The sequence below is a fragment of the Leptotrichia sp. HMT-225 genome, assembly GCF_030644325.1.
GTDB lineage: Bacteria > Fusobacteriota > Fusobacteriia > Fusobacteriales > Leptotrichiaceae > Leptotrichia > Leptotrichia massiliensis.
This window is the reverse complement of record NZ_CP130323.1, coordinates 2,134,333-2,156,881: the sequence shown is the minus strand read 5'-3', so window position 1 is coordinate 2,156,881 and position 22,549 is coordinate 2,134,333. Positions and strand designations below refer to the sequence as shown.

Below are 22,549 nucleotides of genomic sequence, written 5' to 3'. Positions count from 1 at the left end.
AAAAAAAGTATATACTATGTATATACTTGATAGAAAGAGAGATTATTATGGCAGAGGTTTTAAAAATACAAAAATGGGGAAACAGTCAAGGAATAAGACTTCCTAAAAAAATATTGGAAATACTTGATTTAAAGGTAAATGACACTATTTTAATAGAAGAGGGAGATGATTGCCTTAAATTAAAAAAAATAAAAAAAGAAAAAAGAAAGACAATAAAGGAATTATTTGCAAATTATAATGAGGATTATGAAAAACAGGAAATAGATTGGGGAGAACCAGTAGGTAAAGAGGTATGGTAAAACAAGGGGATATAATAAAGATAAATTTTAATCCGCAGGTAGGACATGAACAAGCTGGACATCGTCCTGCGGTTATAGTAAGTAATGATACTTTCAATAAGGTAACAAATTTAGTTTTGGTTTGTCCAATTACAAATTCAATAGACAAATTTCCGCTTCATATAAAATTAGACAATCGGACTGCTACTACGGGTATAATTTTATGTGAACACCTTAAATCTTTGGATATTACTACAAGAAGTTATAAAATTATTGAAAAATTACCAGAGGACATTTTCGAAAAAGTTGTAGACATTATTTTTTCTGAAGTAGAAATTGAATAAAAAATAAATTTGAAATTGGGATAATAAGATTGAAAAATAAATTTGGTACAATAATAAAATCAAAATAAATAAAAATCTTTAAAAAAGGATGTGTTCAAAGATGGAAAATACAATAAACATTTTAAAATATGGGAATGTTGAAATTGCAGTTGCGGATAGAGGGGCGGAATTACGAAGTTATAAAGTGGATGGAGAAGAGTTTATGTGGGACAGAAAACCTGAGTTTTGGGCTGCCAGCTCGCCTGTACTGTTTCCATTTGTTGGGACTATAAAAAATGGGGCTTATAGTTACAACGGAAAAGAATATAAAATTTCTACACGGCATGGGTTTGCTCGGACTGAGGATTTTGAACTGGTTGAGAAAACTGAAAATTCTTTGAAGTTTAGATTTTCTTCAAATAAGGAAACTTTGGAGAAGTATCCGTTTGAGTTTGAACTGTTTATAACTTATACAATTGCTGGAAATACTTTGGAAATTGGGTATAATGTTGTGAATAAGAATAATTCTGATATGTATTTTTCACTTGGGACACATCCTGCATTTTCACTTGATGTAAATGATAACATAAAATTGAGTGATTATTATTTGGAATTTGAGAAAAATGAAATTTCGCAGAAATATAAACTTACTGATAATGGGTTAGTTTTTGATGAAAAAGCTGATTGCTTGAATAATGAGAATAAATTGCAGATTACTGAAACTGTATTTGATGATGATGCAATAGTATTTGATGATTTGAAATCAGAGAAGGTTTCGATAAAAAATAGTAAAAATTCTAAAGAGCTTAGTGTTGAGTATAAAGGATTTCCTTATATTGCATTTTGGAGCAAGCCAAAAGCTCCGTTTGTGTGCATAGAACCTTGGTATGGAATTTCGGATTTTGAGAATACAAGTGGGAAATTGGAAGAAAAAACAGGGATTTTGAAATTGAAAAAAAATAGTGAATTTTTTGCAAAATTAATTGTAAAAGGTAAAAAATAACGAAAAATTCAAAAAACTCAAATTTAGTGTTGGATTTCTTGGGAAATTAGGTTATAATATGTTTAATTAGCTTTAAAACCAATTATTAAATGATTATAATTTTTAGAGGTATTTAAGGTTTAATATAAACTTAAAAATTATAAATTCCTAATAATTAGAGAATATTTGTGGAATGTTATAATAGAAGGATGTGAAAATGACAGGTACACTTAAGGAAAGAATGAGTAGAATTGCAAATTTGATAGGTGCAATTTCTTTTGGAATATTAGTTTCTAGATATGCATCAAATTTTCCACGAATTCATATATTTATATTTTTTTATTTCATGAGTGTCTTAATAATGTGTTTTCTTATGTATAAGGCAGTGAAGCCAGGATTTGAGAATGGCGTTGCAGATGTGGCATTTTTTGCAATAATTCATTTGTTAAGAGTAGGTTCGGGATTAAAATCATTTTTATTCGGAGCTTATATATTTGTTTCAATAAGTTCAATTTTTCATAAAGCAAAAGAAATGGAAAAGGGAAAGGATCCTTTAAGAGGAGTTTTATATGTACTTATTGTGATAGTTGTAGTAATGATATTTTTAGAACGACCAACAATATGGTGGGAATTGACAAGTTTTGAAGCTATTAGTGATAGAATGTGGTTGTTCTTTGGATTAGTAGGTCTTGCAATGAGTATTTAATAGTTTATATTTTTGTATAATTTAAAATAAAAATAATAGAGAAAATAAAATTTGCAGAAGTGGAAAGGATAAAAGATAAAAAATGGCAAAAAGAGATTATTATGAAGTGCTTGGCGTACCCAAAAACGCTTCGGAACAGGATATAAAAAAAGCGTATAGGAGTATGGCAAAAAAATATCATCCAGATAGAAATAAGGATAATCCTGAAGCTGAAGCCAAATTTAAGGAAGTACAGGAAGCAAATGAAGTGTTAAGCGATCCGCAAAAAAGAGCGGCGTATGATCAATATGGACATGCAGCATTTGAAAATGGTGGAGCTGGAGCAGGTGGCTTTGGAGGACAAGGCTTCGGAGGCTTTGGCGGTGCTGGTGGCTTTGAGTTTGAAGGTTTTGGAGATATTTTTGATAGTTTTTTTGGTGGAAGAAGTCGAAGTCAAGGACCAAGAGTGCATCAAGGGGATGATTTAAGATACAATTTAACATTGACTCTTGAGGAAGTGGCTTTTGGTACAGAAAAAGAATTAAAATATAAAAGAAACGGGCAATGTAAGACTTGTCATGGAAGTGGTGCTGAGCCAGGACATAATATGAAAACATGTGATAAATGTAATGGTTCAGGACACGTAAGAGTGCAACAGAGAACATTGTTTGGTATGACAAGTGGAATACAGGAATGTGATAAATGTCACGGAACTGGAAAAATTCCTGAAAAAGAATGTCATACTTGCCATGGAACAGGGCTGGAAAGAGAAATATTTACAAAAAAGGTAAGATTTCCATCAGGACTTCAGACTGGACAAAGATTAGTAGTAAGAGAGTGTGGAGACGCAGGGGCAAATGGTGGAGTCTTTGGGGATTTGCGAGTGCATATAACTGTTGCAAAGCATGATATTTTTGAAAGAATAAGTGAATATGATATTCATTGTGAAGTGCCTTTAAAAATGACAACGGCTATTTTAGGTGGAGAAGTAGAAGTGCCTACGCTTAGTGGCAAGAAGAAAATAGTAATTCCTGAAGGAACTCAAAATGGAAAAACATTTAGATTGAGAAATGAAGGAATTAAATATGCTCGAAGTGAAAATAGAGGAGATGAAATTGTCGAAATAAAAGTGGAAACTCCAACAAATCTTACTGACAAGCAAAAAGAAATCTTACGTGAATTTGATGGCTCACTAGACAATAAGAAAAATTACAAAAAAGCACATTCATTTAAGGATAAAATAAAAAGATTCTTTAGTAAATTTGAAAATTAAAAAAATTTTTTAGATTAAAATTTTTAATTGAAAAATAATGAGTTGTATTACAATTATTTTATAAATGTAAAAAAATACTCTAGTCTTAATTGATTAGGGTATTTTTTATGATACAATGATTAACAAAATTCACAATTTTAGTTTAACTTTACTTAAAATTATAAAAAATCAGTTTATTGACTTTTGATATTACAAGTGTTACAATAATAATATAAACAAAAAAGATGGAGGTTTTCTTATGAAACAGAATGCATTGATTAACAACATTGTTAAAATTGAAACAAAGGAAAAGGAAATTTTTAGAAATGTTCTTTTAGTATTAGGTGGAGTAGTATTTTTGAGTTTAATGGCTCAAGTTATGATTCCATTACCTTATACTCCAGTACCAATTACACTTGGAACATTTGGAGTTACATTAATGGCGTTGCTATATGGTAGAAAATTAGGAACTGCTACTATACTTTCCTATGTTGCGGCAGGTAGTTTAGGTGCCCCAGTTTTTGCTGGCGCTAAGGCAGGATCTTTATTTTCACCAACAGGAGGGTATATTTTAGGATATATTGTTTCTACAATGCTTTTGGGATATTTAGCTGATAAAGGAGTTACAAAATCTTACGTAAAAACAATTCTTTCATTAATGCTTTCTAGTACAATTATTTTGACATTAGGTGCATTGCAATTATCATTATTTGTAACAGGTAAAAATGTATTCATGATTGGTGTGTTACCTTTCCTTCCAGGAGATGCGTTAAAATCAACAGCTGTAACGTTGCTTGTGCCAACATTATGGAAATTTATTCCAAGAAAATAGTATAATAAAAAGAATTAATTAAATGAGTTATTTAAGAAGTTAAAATTAAAGTAAGAATACTTGATATAAAAAATTCCCGTTTTTAAAAAATTTAAATGGGAGTTTTTTTTTTGTAACCAAAGTTACACTATATTTTTGAAAAATGTTGTACAATATGAATGGAGAAAAATTAATTTGAATTGATTTAGACGAGTTGTATATAAATAGTTTATTATAGCAGCTCCTATCAAACCTTTCAATCAAAGCACGTTTTTTAATATTCAGATAAAAATTCTGGTATTATTAGATGTGCTTTTTATTTTTATGTTTAAATTAATTTTAATTAGTGTGATATTAAAGTATCTTGGTATATTATATAAAAAAATTATTGAAGAAGACTTGACAATCAAAGTATTTAGTGGTAATATAATAACGTTGTTAGGCAAACCTAATTTATAGATTAGGTCAAACTAAAAAAGGAAGGAGTTGGAATGAGCAGAAGTATAGAAGATTATTTAAAAGGAATATATACTTTGAAAAAAAAGAAGGAATATTCCAATAAAAAACTTGCAGAATATTTAAATATATCTCCAGCTTCAGTCAGTGAAATGATAAAAAAGCTGGTAAACGATGATTATTTAACTGTTGACAAAAAAACAGTAAAACTTACTGAAAAGGGGAATAAATTTGCACTTGACATTATACGTAAACATAGGGTTTGGGAAGTTTTTTTGTTTGAAAGGTTAGGATATGATAAAGAGGAAGTACATAAGGAAGCAGAAATTTTGGAGCATGTAACAAGCAATAAGTTACTTCAAAAACTGGAAAAATTCTTATTTTACCCTAAAGAATGTCCACATGGCAGTCCAATTTTTTATGATGTAAAAAACTTCAATGAGGAAAATATTATAAATTTGTCTGAAGCTGAGGAAGATGACGAAGTTGTTATATTAAGTGTCGAAGATAATATCGAATTATATGATTATCTACGAGATTTGAATATAAATTTAAAGGAAGAATATATTGTCGACAAAAAGGATCCATTTGATGGGCCAATATATTTAAAAAGTAAAGCAAATCATGAAAAAGCAGTAGCTTTTAATGCAGCAACTATGATTAAAGTTTACAAAAAAAATGAAGACACGGAGGAAATAGATTATGAGTAAAAATAATATACTTAGAAAATTAAATTTAGTAATTGCAGTATGTGTGGCAATGATGCTACTAATATCTTGTGGGAAAAGTGGAGCTTCGTCAGGTAAAAAAATAAAAGTTACTACAACAACGACAATGCTTACTGACCTTGTAAAAACAATTGGTGGAGATAAAGTCGAAGTTACAGGACTTATGGGAGAAGGAGTAGATCCGCATTTGTATAGTGCTAGTGCAGGAGATATTGAAAAACTTGGAAATGCAGATATTATAGTGTATGGTGGATTACATCTGGAAGGTAAAATGACAGAAATTTTTGAAAAATTAACTTCTCAAAACAAAAATATACTAAATGTTGGGGACAAACTGGATAAAAGTAAAATTCATTTAGTTGAAGAAAATACTCCTGACCCGCATGTATGGTTCAATACAGAATTATGGGAAAAGGAAGCTGAAGCTGTAGAAGCTGAATTAAGTAAATTTGATCCTAAAAATAGCGACTACTACAAAGAAAACCTAAAAAAATATAAAGCTGAACTAAATGAACTTACAACTTATGTAAAAACAAGAATCAAGGAAATTCCTGAAAAAAGTAGAGTTCTTGTAACAGCTCATGATGCATTTAACTACTTTGGAGAACAATTTGGATTAGAAGTAAAAGCTATACAAGGTGTTTCTACAGATTCTGAAACTGGTACAAAAAATATAAGTGATTTGGCTAATTTCATAGTTGAAAGAAATATAAAAGCAATATTTGTAGAATCTTCTGTTCCGAAAAAAAGTATAGAAGCACTTCAGGAAGCAGTAAAAGCTAAAGGAAAAGAAGTTAAAATAGGTGGAGAATTGTACTCAGACTCATTGGGGGATGAAGCACATAACACTGAAACTTATATTAAAACAGTTAAAGCAAATGCAGATACAATTGTAAATGCATTAAAATAAAATTGGTAATTATTTTTATTAATTATATATAAAATAATTCAAAAAAACATAGCAGAATAACTTTAATTATCACTCCCCTTTTATTATGTAAAACATAAAAAAATTCCTTAAAGTTGTTTTGCTATGTTATAATTTTTAAATTTAGGAGAGAAGTAAAATGAATCAAAATGTTTCTGATGATGTTATTATAAAAGTTGAAGATTTAACAATAGCATATGAGGATAAACCTGTTTTATGGGATGTTGAGCTGGATATCAAAAAAGGTATTCTTATGGCTATTGTTGGACCGAATGGTGCGGGGAAATCGACTTTGATTAAGGCTATGCTTGATTTGATAAACCCTATTACTGGAGAAGTTAGGTTTTATGATGAAAAATATAGCAAAGTACGTGATAAAATAGCGTATGTGCCCCAAAGAGGTAGTGTTGACTGGGATTTTCCTACTACTGTATTTGATGTTGTGGAAATGGGGCGTTACGGGAAAGTTGGATGGTTAAAGAAAGTTAGAAAAATTGATAAGGAAAAAACAAAGGAAGCTATTCACAAAGTGGAAATGGATGAATTTTCAGACAGGCAGATAAGCCAGTTATCTGGAGGACAGCAACAAAGAGTATTTTTGGCAAGAGCCTTAGTGCAGGATGCAGAGATATACTTTATGGATGAGCCTTTTCAAGGCGTTGACAGCAAAACTGAAAAATCTATTGTGAATATTCTAAAAAAATTACGGGATGAGAAAAAAACTGTAATCGTTGTTCATCATGATTTACAAACAGTAAAGGATTATTTTGACTACGTAACATTTATAAATGTTTCTGTTATAGCTTCTGGTCCTGTAGAGGAAATTTTTACTCCTGAAAATATTGAAAAAACATATAAAAGTAAAAAATTAACTCAAGATAATAAAAATCATCTTGAAATTGAAAAGGAGGATTAAAATGCATATATTAAATCTTCTTGTTTCAGATCATACTTTTAGGACAGTTGCACTTGGCTGTTCATTACTTGGAATGGTTTCTGGAATACTTGGATGTTTTGCTGTTTTACGGAAGCAAAGTTTATTGGGAGATGCGGTTTCTCATGCTTCACTTCCTGGAGTTTGCTTGGCTTTTTTATTTACAAATGTAAAAAATACAGAAGTTTTGTTGCTTGGTGCCTTAATAACAGGAATTGTATGTATCGGTTTGATTCAGTTAATTCAAAATTATACAAAAATAAAATTTGATAGTGCTTTAGCATTGATTTTATCAGTATTTTTTGGATTGGGATTAGTTTTACTTTCTTACTTGAATAAATTGCCGGGTGCGAATAAATCGGGATTAAATAAATTTATTTTTGGACAGGCGTCAACATTTATTAAAAGAGATGTAAATATTATCCTGATTACTGGGATTTTTCTTCTAATTATAATTATTCTTTTCTGGAAGGAATTTAAAATTGTTTCATTTGACTCTGATTTTGCCAAGACATTAGGATTTCCAAGTAAAAAAATTGAAATATTGATTTCCGTATTGATTGTAACTACTGTAATAATCGGTATTCAGGCGGCAGGAGTAATTTTAATAAGTGCAATGCTTATTTCTCCAGCAGTTGCTGCACGGCAATGGACAGACAAACTTTCAATCATGGTAATTTTGGCAGCATTTTTTGGAGGAATATCAGGTTTGTTTGGAACTTTGATTAGTATAAGTGAAAGCAATTTGCCTACCGGGCCTGTTATCGTTATAATTATAAGCATAATCGTGATTATTAGTATTCTTTTTTCAAATAAAAGAGGGATTGTATTTAAAATTATAAGAAATCAGAAAAGAAAAAAAGAATTTAGGGAAAAACTTGAAAATAAAAAAGCTGGATTAAATAATTTTAAAATAAATAATTTGGAAAGGGGGAAATAAATTATGGATTTTTCATTTGAAATACAGTTAATTGCAATAATGGTGGCAAGTGCCTGCTCAATTTTGGGAACATTTCTGGTTTTAAAAAGTATGGCGATGGTTTCAGATGCGATAACACATACTATTTTGCTTGGAATTGTAATAGCATTTTTTGCAGTTCATGATTTGAACTCCCCTTTGCTAATCATAGGTGCGGGAATAGTTGGTGTTTTAACCGTTTACCTTGTGGAACTTCTTAATTCGACAAGGCTTGTCAAGGAAGATTCTGCAATTGGAGTGGTTTTCCCGCTGTTATTCAGTATTGCTGTAATTTTAATTTCAATGTATGCTGGAAATGTACATTTGGACGTTGATTCAGTATTGTTGGGAGAACTAGCATTTGCACCGTTTAATCGGGTACAGATATTTGGCTTCAGTATTGCAAAAGGGCTAGTTACAACTTTTGTAATATTTTTAATAAATGTATCTTTTGTTACTGTTTTTTTCAAGGAGTTAAAAATATCAGTATTTGACAAGGCTCTTGCAATAACGCTTGGAATGAAGCCGGTATTAATTCACTATATGCTAATGTCGCTTGTATCAATGACGGCAGTGGCATCGTTTGAGGCAGTTGGTTCAATACTGGTGGTTGCCTTTATGATTGGGCCTCCAATTACAGCATATTTATTGACAGATAAGTTAAAAGTAATGATTGGATTAAGCATCGTTCTGGGAGCTGTAGCAAGTGTGGCTGGATTTCACTTTGCAAGGCTTTTCGACATTTCAATCGCAGGAAGTATTGCAGTTGCAATTGGTATAATTTTCCTTTTAACATTGATATTTTCTCCAAAGAAAGGATTAATTTTCACAATAAGTCGAAAAAAATCTCAAAAAATGGCATTTTCTGTTAGAATATTGCTAATCCATTTATCAAACCACATAAATACAAAACAGGAAAAAGATGAATGCGGAATTGACACCATTTATAATCATTTACGTTGGAATAAGGGATTTTTGAATAAAGTTATTGGAAAAGCTAAAAAGGAAAAATATATTTATGTTGATGGCACAGTTTACAAACTTTCTGAAAAGGGAGAGAAGTATTTGCAGTTAAATAATAAATAATAATAATTAATTTTCAGTCTTTGTATGGAGGCTGATTTTTTTGTTTTTATTTTTTAAGAATAAAAAGTTGTAGTTATTCAAATATTTGACTATAATAGTGTTAAATTATTGGATTTGAAGGATATAATGAATTTCTAATCTAAAAAAAAAAATAATAAGGTGGTTAAAACAGAAATATTAAAAACATAGGATATACTAAAATAAAAGAAAGAAATGTAAAAATTTTATAAAATTTAGGAGGAGTTGCTATGAGAAATTTATTCAGAGTATTGATTTTGATTTCATTTGTAATGAGTTTGAGCAGTTGTGAATTATTTGATGTAAATGAATGGAGAGAAGCACGAGAACGGATGGATGCGGCAGGATTTATATGTGATGGACATGGAAATTGTGGATATACACGTCCTTATTGTACTGATGATGGAGAAAGATATGAATGCAGCAGTAGTCCTTATTAATTGGGTACTGTATTCAAAACAAATAATGATTTAGGACAGGAGGAGCTTTTATGAAAAGGTTTGTTAAATTTTTAATTATTTCAATTGTAACAATACTGTTTGTTACTAGTTGCATAACTACAGCAGGTTATACAAGAGATTGCGATGATGATGGAAAATGTAGTTATGATAGATATTATTATTAAAAAAAATATTTTAAGATTGTTAGGAAAGACTGGCTTGGAAAGTAAATTTTCAGATCCAGTCTTTTTTATTTTGTTAAAAATTTGGATATATTTTAAAAGCCTTCACAATGTAAAAAAACAGGAATGTATGATAAAATATAAAAAAATTGTTTTAGGTGGTGCAGAATATGAATAAAAATATTAAAAAATTTGATGAAAATTATGTTTTACTGGAAGAAATGTTTGAAGATGATTATTATCCAAAATTTCTTGTAGAAAAAGTGGAAAAATTGATTAGAAATGTTATTGAATTTTTGGAAACTGGGGAGAATGATGTTGAAATTGTTCAGAAAAAGTTGGATGAAATGACAATTGGGATTAATGATTTGGAAGATGAGTTTTATGAAAATGAAAGCGAGATTGAAACTGTTGCGAGAGATAGCATTGGTGTAACTGTGGAATATGTGCTGAAGTGGTTTGGGATAGATATTGACATTGAAGAGGCGATTCGGGAAAGAGAATGGTAAAAAAGTTAAATGAAAAAATTAATGAAAGTGGATAAAAAAGATGAAAATATTTGTAAATGTAAAGCAAATTGGGAAAAGAAAAAATAAAATTGATAAGAAGAAATATGAAATTAGCGAGAAAATAACGACTGTAAAGGAGCTTTTGACAGAATTTGTTACGATAAATGTAAATGAATTTAATAATGGATTTACTGAAAATGATATTGTTCCATATTTGACTGATAAGAAAATTAATGATTTGTCTGATGCTGGGAAAATTTCCTTTGGGGTGGATTATAATGAGCAAAAGCAAGATTTAGAAAAGGCGATTGAAAATGCATTACAAAGTTATGAAGATGGAATTTACAGGGTCTTTGTAAATGATGAAGAAATGGGAGAGATTGATTGTGAGATAAATTTGAAAGAGAATGATGAGTTGACATTTGTTAGGCTTACGATGTTGGCGGGGAGAATGTGGTAAGTAATATTTGAAAATTACTAAAATAAAAAATACTATAAAAGCCGTTACTAAATAAAGTAACACAAAACGTAAAAATTAAAAAACATACTTTAAGGTAAATATATAATTAATAAATTAAAAAAATAATTTATAAGGAGAATTTATTATGGTAATAGATTACAACATTCCTGACAAGTTGAAAAACAGTTACAGAACGAAATTGTCAAAGGAAAAGGAAAAATTAAACCCAGAAAGTAGAAAATTTATTGAAAATGCGTTGAAAGGAACTGTCAAAACTGGAGAATATGAATATGAAATTTTTGCAATTGCAGAAATAAAAAAGAAAATTAAAAATATTGAAAATGTTACTCTTCAAGATATTTTTCCAAAAGAAATTTATCCTGCTTTGGATGCTATGATTGGAAAGAATTTTAGAGAATTTTTTATTGAAATTTGTGAACAAACTGTACTAACTCCTTATACAAAAGGATATTATAGAAAAATGATACTAAGTTCGAATTATAGAGATCATTTGCAGGATATGTGGGATATTTTGACACGTTTTGTGAAATTCCATATTTTGGAATTGGATATTATGAAAATTTTGAAAAAAGAGTATGATACGAAACAGTATGGGAATATTGACGCAGAATCTTATCTTTTAGCTGAAATTAATAGAGGCAATAAAGAAGTTATTGAGTTTTTGAAAGAAATGATTTTGAGTGATAACAATACATTTGTATTAGATTATACAACTTTTAGGGCAATTTTTTCGTCAAATAATCGCGAGCTTGTAGAATTAGTTGGGAAATTACTATTGGCTGCAAAGCTTCAGGAAGGGCTACGACAGGCTATTTGTGAAACGATGGATGGTGGAACTGTGGAAAACTTTAATTATATGTTTAAAATTGTTTATGATAATGATTTATTACGTTTTTCATCGGTAAAAAGAGCTTTGGCAACATGGACTGGAATTGGCGAAATGTATGCAGACAGAGTTAGCAAAAAGGAAATTGAGATTATAAATAAACTTTTGGAAAATCCAAAGTATGCTGATGACCTTTTGAAAAGTGATGATAATGTGGAAGTTTTGTTAGGGCTTTGGCAAAAGGGAAGAGAAGATGTTTCGGTGGCTGTAAAAGCGATTGAAAAACTTATAAATACTGGAAAACGCCACACTGTTTTGCTTGCTTCCTACTACCTTGATATCATTCAAAATCCAGACTTATCTCAAAAAATTTCAAAAAAAGTTATTCAAAAAAATCCTGATGATTTGGAAATTTATGCATGCTATTCAAGTAATCTTGTGGGAAATGTAAACACTTATCAGATTTTTCAGAGAATAAATAATGGAAAAGTTAAGCTGACCGATTTTTTTGAAAATGAAGATGAAGCAAAAGAATTTTTTGGAATACTTGAAAATTTAGTTAAACAAATGACAAAAGTCAGAAAGGATTTTTCTCCTTGTATTTTCCCGTGGTATTCGGTTACACTTTATAAAGTAGCAATTGTTGATAAAATGGCAATAATATCACTCTTTTTGAAAGGTGAGTATATTGATAAAATTTTAGATTATGCGAAATTTCTTAATTATTATACAAAAGAGGATATTCTACAGCTTGTTGCTCAAAAATTTGAGAATGAAAATCATGAAAAATTTGTGATTGGTAGTTTAAAAGACGGTGCAGTAACTAATAAAGCCTTTGAAATAGCTAAAAAACATAATTTAGTCCAAAAATATTGTAAAGAAATGGAAGAAATGCTAAAGTTAAAAACTCCAGAAGTTCGTAAAAATCTGATTAATTTACTTTATTTGCAGAAAAAAACGGCATTTTATGAAAGTGTTGAAAATCTTATAAAGACAAAGGATGTAAATAAACGGCTGGCTGCATTTGACTTGATTTTGAAGGCTAAAAATGAGAAAAAAGACGATATGAAAACATTGAAGAAGTACGTAAAACTTGTTAAAGAACCTACTTCAAGTGAAATTGTTTTAATTAGTGAAATTAATAGGGAAGAGAAAAAAGCTGTTAATGAGGAACTTAAATATAACATTAATTATGAACCAAGTTTTGAAAATAAAGAATTTTTAGAGAAAAAATTAGATATAAAACAAATATTTACAAAGTCTATTGATGAACTTTTGGAAATTGTAAAAAAATTAAACGATTTGTATGTGAAATACGAAAATTATCAGTACAAAACTGCTTATGGCGAAGAAGTTTTGCTTTCTAATACATTTTCTCCTATTTTTTCTTCGGATAGAAAATACGATTATGGAAATCAGAAATTGGAGGATTATCCACTGGAGGAAGTATGGCAGGAATTTTACAAAACAGAAATTAAGGATTTTGAAACACTGTACCAAGTCTATTTATTCACAAAGGAAAGATTTTCAGCAAAGGAATATTTAAACTATACGAATGAAATGCTTGGATTTGGTGCAAATAACCTAATTGAAAAAATAATATTTGAACAAAGAAAAAATAATGATTTAAAACATTTTGAGGTAAATAAAGGATATTATTATTCAGTTGGAAAAATATCTCAAATTATATATTTGCTTATAAATGAATACAAAAATGAAGAAAAAAATAAAAAATATTGTTATAAATTTGGAAAAACTGTATTTTCTTATGTTTACAATCACTTGGATGAAAGCAAGATTTTGACAAAGCAGGGGAAAAATCATTGGGGAAGAGATGATGCCAAAGAAATGTATTCAAGCATTTTTGACAATAATCTAATTTTTCGAGAGGCTAAAAATAATATGGGATATTATCCAAATGAGAAGGAATTTGGTGAGCAGTTTATCCTAAAATATGAAATTTATAAAAAAATGTACAATTATATACAAAAGAAAAATGGAGAATTAAATGGCGAGCTCATTTCACTTTATGAATTTGCTTTTGCTGTAACAAAAGGAATTATTACAAAAGACGAGTTTTATATTGAAGTACTTAATCGCGGAAACGTAAAGGATAATATAAGAACTTTGTGCAATTTTATTTATAATAATGAAGATTCTAAAAAAAATCAAGATGAACAGAAAGTTATGGAATTTTTTAGAACAGAAGGGCAAAAAATAATAGACTATATTTTGGATTTGGAGTTTAAAAGAGGGGAAAATCCCGTGGAATACTCAAATACGATTCATCAGATACCTCTTGTAAAAGGTATTGACAATCTTATCAAGATTTTGATGGCACTGGGGAATGAAAAGCTGGAAAGAGGTGGTTATTATTCCTACTATTACAGTGATGATTCCAAAAAATCAAATTTGAGCCATCTTCTGAAAAATAGCCAGCCTAATAAAAACGACACCAGTGAACTTTTTGCAAAAAAAATAAAAGGAAGCAAAATCAGTCAGCAGCGGCTTATAGAAGTTGCAATGTATGCACCACATTGGATATCACTTATTCAGGGATATTTAGGCTGGAAAGGAATGGAAAGTGCCTGTTACTATTTCCATGCTCATATAAGTGATGTGTCTAAAAATATGGAAAGTCTATTTGCCAAATATACTCCAATTTCTGTGGAAGACTTGGCTGTAGGAGCTTTTGATATTGACTGGTTCAAGTCTGCTTATAAAGAATTGGGGAAAAAACGATTTGAGATGCTTTATGAGGCGGCAAAATATGTATCAGATGGAGCAAAGCATTCACGGGCAAGAATGTTTGCAGACGCTGTACAAGGAAAGTTAAAATTAAAGGAAACTGAAACAAAGATTCAAGACAAGAGAAATAAAGACTTGGTTGCTAGCTATTCATTAATTCCATTAAAAAAGGCTCGTGACAAAGATTTACTTCATAGGTACAAATTTTTGCAGAAATTTCTAAAAGAAAGTAAGCAGTTTGGAGCTCAGCGTCGGGCAAGCGAGGCAAAGGCTTTTGAAATATCGCTTGAAAATTTATCAAGAAATGCTGGATATTCAGATGTAATTCGTTTAATTTGGAGTATGGAAACAGCTTTAATTAATGAAATGCAAAAATATTTTGAGCCAAAAATAATTGACGAAATATCGGTGTTTATAAAAATTGATGAATTTGGACAAACTAAAACAGTTTTTGAAAAAAATGGAAAAACTTTGAAAACAATGCCAGTAAAACTAAAGAAAAATAAATATATTGAAGAAATTAAGGAAGTTAATAAAAATTTGAAGGAACAATATAGACGTTCTAAAAAAATGCTAGAAGAGGCAATGGAAGACGGTACAGAATTCTACAATTATGAAATAAAAAATCTAATGGAAAATCCTGTAATTTCACCATTGCTGGACACTCTCGTTTTCAAATCTGAAAACAATCTTGGTTACTACAGTGATGGTACTCTTGTAACTGTAAATGGAGAAATTCTCGAACTTGAAGAAAGTCAAGTGTTAAAAATTGCTCATGCTCTTGATTTGTATAACAGTGGAAAATGGAGCGAGTACCAGCAAGACCTATTCACAAAACAGATAAAACAGCCGTTTAAACAGATATTTAGAGAAATTTATATAAAAACTCAGGATGAAAAAGGCAAGGAAAATTCATTAAGATATGCTGGACATCAAATTCAGCCAAATAAAACTGTTGCTGTACTAAAAAATAGAAGATGGGTTGCTGATTATGAAGAAGCGCTGCAAAAAATTTATTATAAAAATAATATTATAGCAAAAATTTATGCAATGGCAGACTGGTTTTCTCCATCTGATATTGAAGCTCCAACACTTGAATGGGTTTGTTTTTACGACAGAAAGACCTTTAAACCGATGCTTATAGATGATATTCCTGATTTAATCTTTACAGAAGTAATGAGAGATGTGGATCTGGCTGTAAGTGTAGCTCATGTTGGCGGTGTTGATCCTGAAGCTAGTCATTCGACTGTTGAAATGAGAAAAGCTATTGTTGAGTTTAATCTTAAATTATTTAAACTTAAAAATATTACATTTACTGAAAAACATGCTATAATAAAAGGTAAACGTGCAGAATACACAGTTCATTTGGGAAGTGGAGTAGTTCATCAGAGAGCAGGAGCTGAAATAAATGTACTTCCAATACATTCTCAGCATAGAGGAAGGATATTTCTACCATTTGTTGATGAAGATCCCAAAACAGCTGAAATTATGAGTAAAATCATTTTATTTGCAGAAGACACTAAAATAAAAGATCCGTTTATTTTAGAACAAATTAAGTAATACTATTTTTCCATTTAAATAATGAATTTATTAAAAATTTTTATTTAGCAAATAATTCTTGGTCTTTTATTACTAACTAACTAAAATATAATGTTTATTGTTTAAATGGAATTTAGTATAAAATGACAAAAATAGAAAGGAAAAATTTTTTTGGAAAGTTTTATTTTTTTAGGGCTAATTTTATTAGTTGGTGCAATTACACAGAATAAATCCATAGTTTATGCAACAATTTTCGTGTTAATTTTAAAAGTTTTATTTAATATTACAGAAAGTTATAAATTAAAAGGAATTGATATTCAAAATTTTATGACTCAATTTAGAAAAGAAGGTATAAATTGGGGTGTTTTAGTAATTACAGTTGCTATTTTAATTCCTATTGCTACAGGAGAAATTGGTTTTTCTCATTTATTAAATGCTTTTAAATCTCCGATTGGATGGATTGCGATTATAAGTGGAATTACCGTTTCTATTCTTTCTTCAAAAGGAATAGGATTACTCTCGGGGCAGCCTGAAATTACAGTCGCTCTAGTAATTGGAACAATAATGGGAGTTGTATTTTTTAAAGGGATTGCGGCAGGGCCTGTTATTGCTAGTGGAATTACTTTTTGTATTTTGAGAGTTGTTGAATTGTTTTTTAAAAAATGATTTTAAAGAAGTATTGTTGTTATGTCCAATAATGATTTAATTTATAATAAGAAAAGTTGTAACTGAAATTAAAAGCCACAACTCTTCTTATTTTTTTATTTTTTAAATAATTATTTTTATAACAAACCTATACTAGAAGTTAAATCTAAGCCCTGTTGTAAATACATTGTTATTTCCTTTACCTTTTCCACTATCAATTGAACCATCATAGTTTACATACCATCCAAATTTAGAATTTACTTCAGTCAATGCTCCAACTCCTACCCAAGTTCTATTTTTAGCAAGTCCAATTCCTTTTACCTTGAATGTCGCTCCTGGTAATCCAGTATATCTTGCATTAAAACTTAAATCTTCATCATTGAAGGCTCTCTGATGTGTTACATAACCTTGGAATGTAGTCTTGCTTCCACCATTCCAGTTTACAGCTTTTCCAACTCTAACTCCAAGTAATGCAGCTGTCTGGTTGTAATTTTTTTTGTCAGCAGTCAATCCAAATTGACTCTTTTCTTCTGAGAACGAGCCTCTTACAACTGTATCGTGAGTTAATCCCACAAATGGTGTTACAACAAAGTCTCCATTATCATTCTTAATATCATATCCTGTTTCTAAATATCCAGAATAAACTTTATCATTATGGTTAATTTTAGCTCTTGTGTAGTCATTAGTGCTTAAAATAATATCTCTTTCAACATCACTGTCAACAAATCCAATTCCAAAACGTCCTTGCAAGTAGAATGGAATATTTTTGTTTCCTAATCTTCCATATAGTGAAACTCCGAAGTTATTGGCATCAGATTTACCACCATATCTGTTAAATTTAACGTTAGCTTTTGAATAAGACAATGCAGTACCTAAAATCAAGTTTTCACCAAATTGCTTGTCGACTCCAACTTGCCCACCAACTACTTTAGTATCTCCTTTACCATACCCATCTTGTTTTAATGTACCATTAGCTCCCAATCCAGAAATCCATAGTCCAAAATTATCTCCAACATTGTCAAGAGTACCAAGCATAACTAATCTATTTGACAAGTCCTTATTTACAGTTTGTGAATGTTGGAAAGTAAGAGCTTGTGCAGAAGCATAAATTTGTCCAGATAAGCTATCTAAAACAGCAGCTCTGTTAGAAGAAGTAAGAGCTTGTAGAGTAGCAGCTTTTCTTTCAAACTGAGCGACATCTCCAGCAGTACCATTTTCTATATTTTGATCTAATTTTTGGAAGGCAGTTTCCAAGTTTTGTGCAGTATTTTTTTGCATTTCGTCAGATTCTGCTATTTTTTCTACATAGTCTAATACATTTTTTCTGCTTACATTTGCAGAAACAGTATTTTCATTTTGATTAATTTTAGCATTTAACATTTCATCAGTGTTTACATTTTCAAAATTTCCTTCGATTTTGTGGTCTGATGTAATTACATTTTGTGTAGTCCCATTAGCCGTCACATATTTTCTCTCTCCATGTTCTTCTGGTTTAATTTCAAGTCTTGAATTATTTAAACTAACTTTTCCTTGTACATGTAAGTTAGAATTTAAATCTGTTACAACTCTTGAATTTTCCAAAGCCTCATAATTTCCAGAAACTTGTGTTGAACCAGAATTTTCTATAATACCATTATTTGTAATATCATTTTTTATTACAGCATTATTTGTAGAAAGAATAGCTTGTTTTTTTACATTAATTGATGAAGCATAAACACCATTTACTTGTAATCTTCCGGCATTTACTGTTGTTGGACCTGTGAATGTAGAGTTTCCAGATAAAATTAAATCTCCAGTACCGTCTTTGATTACACCTGCATCTCCTGAAATATCATTTGAAAAAGTATAACTTCCATTTGGGATATTAATAGTTACATTATCCCCAAGTGCAAGCTGCTTACTAAATAATGCAGGTCCTTTAAGAGCTTTATCAACATTTAAAAGTCCCCATCCATAAATATCGTCAACTCCAGTTGCTCCTATGTCAGTTGCAGTTGATAAAATTGTTTGACGAATTAGACTAGCATCCATCCAAGGATATTTTTCTTTAATCAATGCTGCTGTTCCTGTTACAAGTGGTGCGGCAAACGAAGAACCACCACCAACATAATTTTTTCCTTTTATTGAGAATACTTGATCTCCAACTGCAGTTACAGTCCAATTTTTTGCAACTCCTGCAGGTGAAAGTGGTGTCAAATTATCCCAGCTTGTATCTCCTAATTTTGCTTCTTCTTTTGAAGTTAATGCTACTACATTTATCCATCCTTTTTCAAGTCCACTTTCAAAATAAGGCAATCCTCCTTCAAGTGTAGATTGTGTATCAGATGAATCATTTCCTGCAGCCCATACAAATAACGAACCGTTATTTACTTCATCTCTATAGAATTCAAGTATATTGCTTCCTATTTGATGCCCATAATAATGGCTAGAAGTTGAAGTATTGTTAAAATCTGTTACTACTCCGTCAATTCCAAATGATTGGTTATAAATAGTAACCCCTTGATTTTTTAAGGCTTGATACATTTCCAGTGTTATTTTAGGATATACTCCTTTCTCACCTTGTTTACTAGAATCAATGGCATAAACAGTTGCATTTTTTGCAATTCCAGCAGAAGAACCTGCTGCAAGATCAGCTACAACTATACCATGATCATCATTCGCAGTAGATTCAGCTGTGAATCCAGGAACTGTAAGTTTTGACAAACGACTTCCAAATTTTGCTGATAAATCTGCATCAAATGATGAATTTTGGAATCCTACATCAATAATTCCGATTTTAACATTGGAACCTGTAAATGTCGAATTCGAATTGTTATGTGGGTTATCTTTGTTGTATGAAAAAGTGGAGTCGTTCCATGCAATTGAACTAGCTGATTTAGTTACAGTTGGCTTAGTTTTTACTGGTGCTGTAGGTAGAGAACCAGTATCAGACGTTGGAGTGCTTGATGATGTGGAACCACCACCGCCACCTCCTCCACCGCCACCACAACTTACTAATAATGCAGTTAACGCAATAAGAATTGATTTTTTTCTGAAGTTATGTTTTTTAGAATACTTTTTTATATCTTCATTAAATTTTTCTAAATTAGCAGTCATAACTATCTATCTCCCTTCAATATATATTTTCAAATTATTTTATTTATTTTTCTTTGTTAACGTTAATATCACATTAATAAAAATGATATTTTCCAATAGTATTTTACCACATTTTTTAAAGAATTTCACTATGAATTAAAAATTTTATTTAAAAATTTCTCCAGCTTCTTTGTACCATAAAACCAAGTCTAGCTCGTCCATTTTTATTTTAGAGAATTTTGAATATTCTTTCATTTTTTCTTCAATTTCATAGTATTTTTTTTCAGTTATTGTTTTAGGAATTTCGCTAATTACATTAAGTGCTTTGAGATTTCTTAGAATATGTCTATCCAAAATGGCAATATTTTCTCCAAACCCAAGATTTCTGAGCACATGGTTTGCTTCTTTTAATCCCATTCCTTTAATATTTTTCAAAATCCATTTTCTTTTTTCAAAAGTATCACCAATTTCTGATAATATTTTTTTTGGCTGTAATTTTCCATCTTTTGTCATCAGTTCTCGCAATTCTGCTAAATAACGTGATTTATTATTCTTAAATCTGACAATATTTAGAAATTCTACTATTTCTTCAGGATTCCCATTGTAAAGCAGTCCATTTTCCACCAAAGTTGTAATGGCTTGCCAAGCATTTTTTGCTTTTGACTGAGGTGTCAGAATACAAAATGCCATTTCTGCAAACACTTCTTTTTCTGTACCTTTCCAAGCCTTTTTATAGCCTTTTATAGCTTTTTCAATCCCTTCTTTTATTTCTTTATAAATTTTAAGAATTTCTTCGTGCTTTTCCTTATCAATTTTTTTACTAATTTCATTGTTTTCTATATTCTTTTTTTGTTTTTTTTCAGGCATAATTAAAATTCCTCGTTTTATTATTTTTTATTTTATTTCAGAAAAAAATTTCCAATTTCATCAATAGTTTCTTCTGATTCCTTGAGAGGTGCCAAAATCCAGTCGTGGCACAAATTTTCCCCAATTTTTATTTCCACACTTGTTCCAATCGCAACTTCAAGCATATCGCTTAATTTTAGGCAATCAGGATACAAAATTTCATTTGTTCCAAAAATTAGAAAAATTTCTCCAAGATTGTCCATATTTCCATAAATTGGCGAAATCATAGGATTTTTCACATCCAGTTCTCCTGCAAACTGCTTTCCTGTTATAATCAGTCCATTTAGTGGCAAGAGGGGATCTTTTTCTGCAAATTCCTCTATTTCCCCATTTGTCATTGAAACATCGATCCAAGGTGACATTAACGCAGTTTTCTTTGGAAAAGGCAAGTTTTTTTCATTTTTCAATAGTTGTAAAAATGCAAGTGCCAAGCCTCCGCCAGAAGAATCGCCAAACAGATAAAATTCATCATTTTTGTATTTGCTGGTTATATTCCTATAAGCATCCATTACTACTTTATGTGCTTTGTCAACAGTATTTTCTGGAGCAAGCGGGTAGTCAATGAATGTAACTTTTAAATGGAATTTCTTAACCAGCTTTTCAATAATATTTTTGTGAGCCCTGACTGCACGCATTACGTAAGCCCCGCCATGTAGAAAAACAACATGCTTGTTATAACTTTCTTCTGAAAAAACTGTCAAAACTTGGTATTCATCAATAAACTGTTCATCAAGAATAAGCGTTTTGTCAAAATTTTTTTTATTCAAAAAATCTGTATCCCTTCTTGGGTTTAAAAAATCTTTTTCCTTATATTTTTTCATATTCACCAATTTTGCGATTGGCACTGCAATATCTGATAATAAACTCATTTTTTCATTTTATTTTTTAAGAAAAATAATCAAACTCCTTTCTTATTTTTTAAATTTGCTTAATTTAATCAATCAATTAACAAATTTTAAATTTATTATATGATTTCTGATAATTTTTGAACTATGATTCCTTCACATTCTAATTTTTCACGTATTTTTTTTACAAAAAGCAAAGCTTTTTCACCATCGCCGTGAACACAAATGGAATCAGCCTTTATCGGTATTTCTTTTCCTGTTATTGAAGTTACTTTTTGTTCCTTTATCATTTTTATTACACGTTCTATTGCTTCGTTTTCATCGTGAATCATTGCCCCTTCCTTTGAACGTGCCACAAGGCTTCCATCTTCCTCGTAAGCCCTGTCTGCAAAAACTTCGCTGGCATATTTTAAACCTAGGTCTTTTGCAGCTCTTAAAGTTTCGCTTCCTGAAAGTCCAAGAATTATGAGAGAACTGTCAAAATCAGCAATAGCCTCACAAATAGCCTTTGATAGATTATAGTCTTTTGCAGCCATATTATACAAAGCTCCGTGAGGCTTTACGTGTTGCAGTTTTACACCTTCACTTTTACAAAAAGCTCCTAAAGCTCCTAATTGATACAGCACATAAGCTTTCGCTTCGTCTATTGAAATCTTCATTTCACGCCGTCCAAATCCCATTAAGTCGAGAAATCCAGGGTGAGCTCCTATTCCAATGTTATTTTTTTTAGCAGTTTCTATCGTTTTTTTCATAACAACAGGATCTCCTGCATGAAATCCGCAAGCTACATTAGCACTGGAAATAAGAGGAATAATTTTATCATCTCCTCCAATTTTATAATTACCGAAACTTTCTCCCAAATCACAGTTCAAATCCACTTTAAAAGCCATATTTTACCTCTTTTCATTTTTTAT

General features: G+C 30.3%; 22 protein-coding genes. 18 read left to right on the top strand and 4 right to left on the bottom strand.

What is annotated here, in order from left to right; all coding sequences use genetic code 11:
- Nucleotides 1–47 precede the first annotated feature (47 nt).
- From QU666_RS10335 to QU666_RS10250, 18 genes are all read left to right on the top strand, one after another.
- The gene (locus QU666_RS10335) at nt 48–299 is read left to right on the top strand and encodes an AbrB/MazE/SpoVT family DNA-binding domain-containing protein (RefSeq protein WP_021769887.1); all 252 of its coding nucleotides are present in this window, start codon (nt 48–50) and stop codon (nt 297–299) included.
- The gene (locus QU666_RS10330) at nt 293–622 is read left to right on the top strand and encodes a type II toxin-antitoxin system PemK/MazF family toxin (RefSeq protein ID WP_021769886.1); all 330 of its coding nucleotides are present in this window, start codon (nt 293–295) and stop codon (nt 620–622) included. The genes QU666_RS10335 and QU666_RS10330 overlap by 7 nt, the downstream gene beginning before the upstream one ends.
- Nucleotides 623–722: 100 nt before the next feature.
- A complete protein-coding gene (locus QU666_RS10325) occupies nt 723–1,604 on the top strand; it encodes an aldose 1-epimerase family protein (protein ID WP_021769885.1) in 882 nt (293 codons plus the stop codon).
- 196 nt (nt 1,605–1,800) lie between these two features.
- Nucleotides 1,801–2,289, top strand: coding sequence for a hypothetical protein (locus QU666_RS10320; RefSeq protein WP_021769884.1), 489 nt, complete (start codon nt 1,801–1,803; stop codon nt 2,287–2,289).
- A gap of 82 nt (nt 2,290–2,371) precedes the next feature.
- On the top strand, nt 2,372–3,541 hold the full coding sequence (gene dnaJ, locus QU666_RS10315; protein ID WP_021769883.1) for a molecular chaperone DnaJ: 1,170 nt from the start codon (nt 2,372–2,374) through the stop codon (nt 3,539–3,541).
- A 238-nt stretch (nt 3,542–3,779) separates the two neighbouring features.
- Complete coding sequence (locus tag QU666_RS10310) at nt 3,780–4,352, top strand: biotin transporter BioY (RefSeq protein WP_021769882.1); 573 nt, start codon at nt 3,780–3,782, stop codon at nt 4,350–4,352.
- Nucleotides 4,353–4,822: 470 nt separating this feature from the next.
- Complete coding sequence (locus tag QU666_RS10305; protein ID WP_021769881.1) at nt 4,823–5,497, top strand: metal-dependent transcriptional regulator; 675 nt, start codon at nt 4,823–4,825, stop codon at nt 5,495–5,497.
- Nucleotides 5,490–6,425: a metal ABC transporter solute-binding protein, Zn/Mn family gene (locus tag QU666_RS10300; protein ID WP_021769880.1), complete on the top strand. Its 936-nt coding sequence runs from the start codon at nt 5,490–5,492 to the stop codon at nt 6,423–6,425. The genes QU666_RS10305 and QU666_RS10300 overlap by 8 nt, the downstream gene beginning before the upstream one ends.
- Nucleotides 6,426–6,582: 157 nt before the next feature.
- Complete coding sequence (locus QU666_RS10295) at nt 6,583–7,359, top strand: metal ABC transporter ATP-binding protein (protein ID WP_021769879.1); 777 nt, start codon at nt 6,583–6,585, stop codon at nt 7,357–7,359.
- Between the two features lies 1 nt (nt 7,360).
- Nucleotides 7,361–8,317: a metal ABC transporter permease gene (locus QU666_RS10290; protein WP_021769878.1), complete on the top strand. Its 957-nt coding sequence runs from the start codon at nt 7,361–7,363 to the stop codon at nt 8,315–8,317.
- Nucleotides 8,318–8,320: 3 nt separating this feature from the next.
- Nucleotides 8,321–9,421, top strand: coding sequence for a metal ABC transporter permease (locus QU666_RS10285; RefSeq protein WP_021769877.1), 1,101 nt, complete (start codon nt 8,321–8,323; stop codon nt 9,419–9,421).
- Between the two features lie 248 nt (nt 9,422–9,669).
- Nucleotides 9,670–9,879: a hypothetical protein gene (locus tag QU666_RS10280; RefSeq protein ID WP_021769876.1), complete on the top strand. Its 210-nt coding sequence runs from the start codon at nt 9,670–9,672 to the stop codon at nt 9,877–9,879.
- A 50-nt stretch (nt 9,880–9,929) separates the two neighbouring features.
- The gene (locus QU666_RS10275; RefSeq protein WP_255349277.1) at nt 9,930–10,064 is read left to right on the top strand and encodes a hypothetical protein; all 135 of its coding nucleotides are present in this window, start codon (nt 9,930–9,932) and stop codon (nt 10,062–10,064) included.
- Nucleotides 10,024–10,239, top strand: coding sequence for a hypothetical protein (locus tag QU666_RS10270; protein ID WP_021769875.1), 216 nt, complete (start codon nt 10,024–10,026; stop codon nt 10,237–10,239). Before QU666_RS10275 ends, QU666_RS10270 begins: the two co-directional genes overlap by 41 nt.
- 4 nt (nt 10,240–10,243) lie before the next feature.
- Entirely contained in the window at nt 10,244–10,570 is a 327-nt protein-coding gene (locus QU666_RS10265; RefSeq protein WP_036071590.1) for a DUF5713 family protein, read from the top strand.
- A 40-nt stretch (nt 10,571–10,610) separates the two neighbouring features.
- Nucleotides 10,611–11,030 (top strand): hypothetical protein, encoded by a 420-nt coding sequence (locus QU666_RS10260; RefSeq protein WP_021769873.1) that lies wholly within the window; start codon nt 10,611–10,613, stop codon nt 11,028–11,030.
- Between the two features lie 145 nt (nt 11,031–11,175).
- Nucleotides 11,176–16,185: a DUF4132 domain-containing protein gene (locus tag QU666_RS10255; RefSeq protein ID WP_304984827.1), complete on the top strand. Its 5,010-nt coding sequence runs from the start codon at nt 11,176–11,178 to the stop codon at nt 16,183–16,185.
- Nucleotides 16,186–16,335: 150 nt separating this feature from the next.
- A complete protein-coding gene (locus tag QU666_RS10250) occupies nt 16,336–16,830 on the top strand; it encodes a DUF441 domain-containing protein (RefSeq protein WP_021769871.1) in 495 nt (164 codons plus the stop codon).
- 132 nt (nt 16,831–16,962) lie between these two features.
- Here QU666_RS10250 and QU666_RS10245 read toward each other — a convergent pair whose 3' ends face one another.
- From QU666_RS10245 to QU666_RS10230, 4 genes are all read right to left on the bottom strand, one after another.
- Complete coding sequence (locus tag QU666_RS10245; RefSeq protein WP_304984826.1) at nt 16,963–19,905, bottom strand: autotransporter domain-containing protein; 2,943 nt, start codon at nt 19,903–19,905, stop codon at nt 16,963–16,965.
- Between the two features lie 144 nt (nt 19,906–20,049).
- On the bottom strand, nt 20,050–20,751 hold the full coding sequence (locus QU666_RS10240) for an N-glycosylase/DNA lyase (RefSeq protein ID WP_021769070.1): 702 nt from the start codon (nt 20,749–20,751) through the stop codon (nt 20,050–20,052).
- A 32-nt stretch (nt 20,752–20,783) separates the two neighbouring features.
- Complete coding sequence (locus QU666_RS10235; RefSeq protein ID WP_021769071.1) at nt 20,784–21,659, bottom strand: alpha/beta hydrolase fold domain-containing protein; 876 nt, start codon at nt 21,657–21,659, stop codon at nt 20,784–20,786.
- Nucleotides 21,660–21,754: 95 nt separating this feature from the next.
- A complete protein-coding gene (locus tag QU666_RS10230) occupies nt 21,755–22,525 on the bottom strand; it encodes a LamB/YcsF family protein (RefSeq protein ID WP_021769072.1) in 771 nt (256 codons plus the stop codon).
- Between the last annotated feature and the right edge of the window lie 24 nt (nt 22,526–22,549).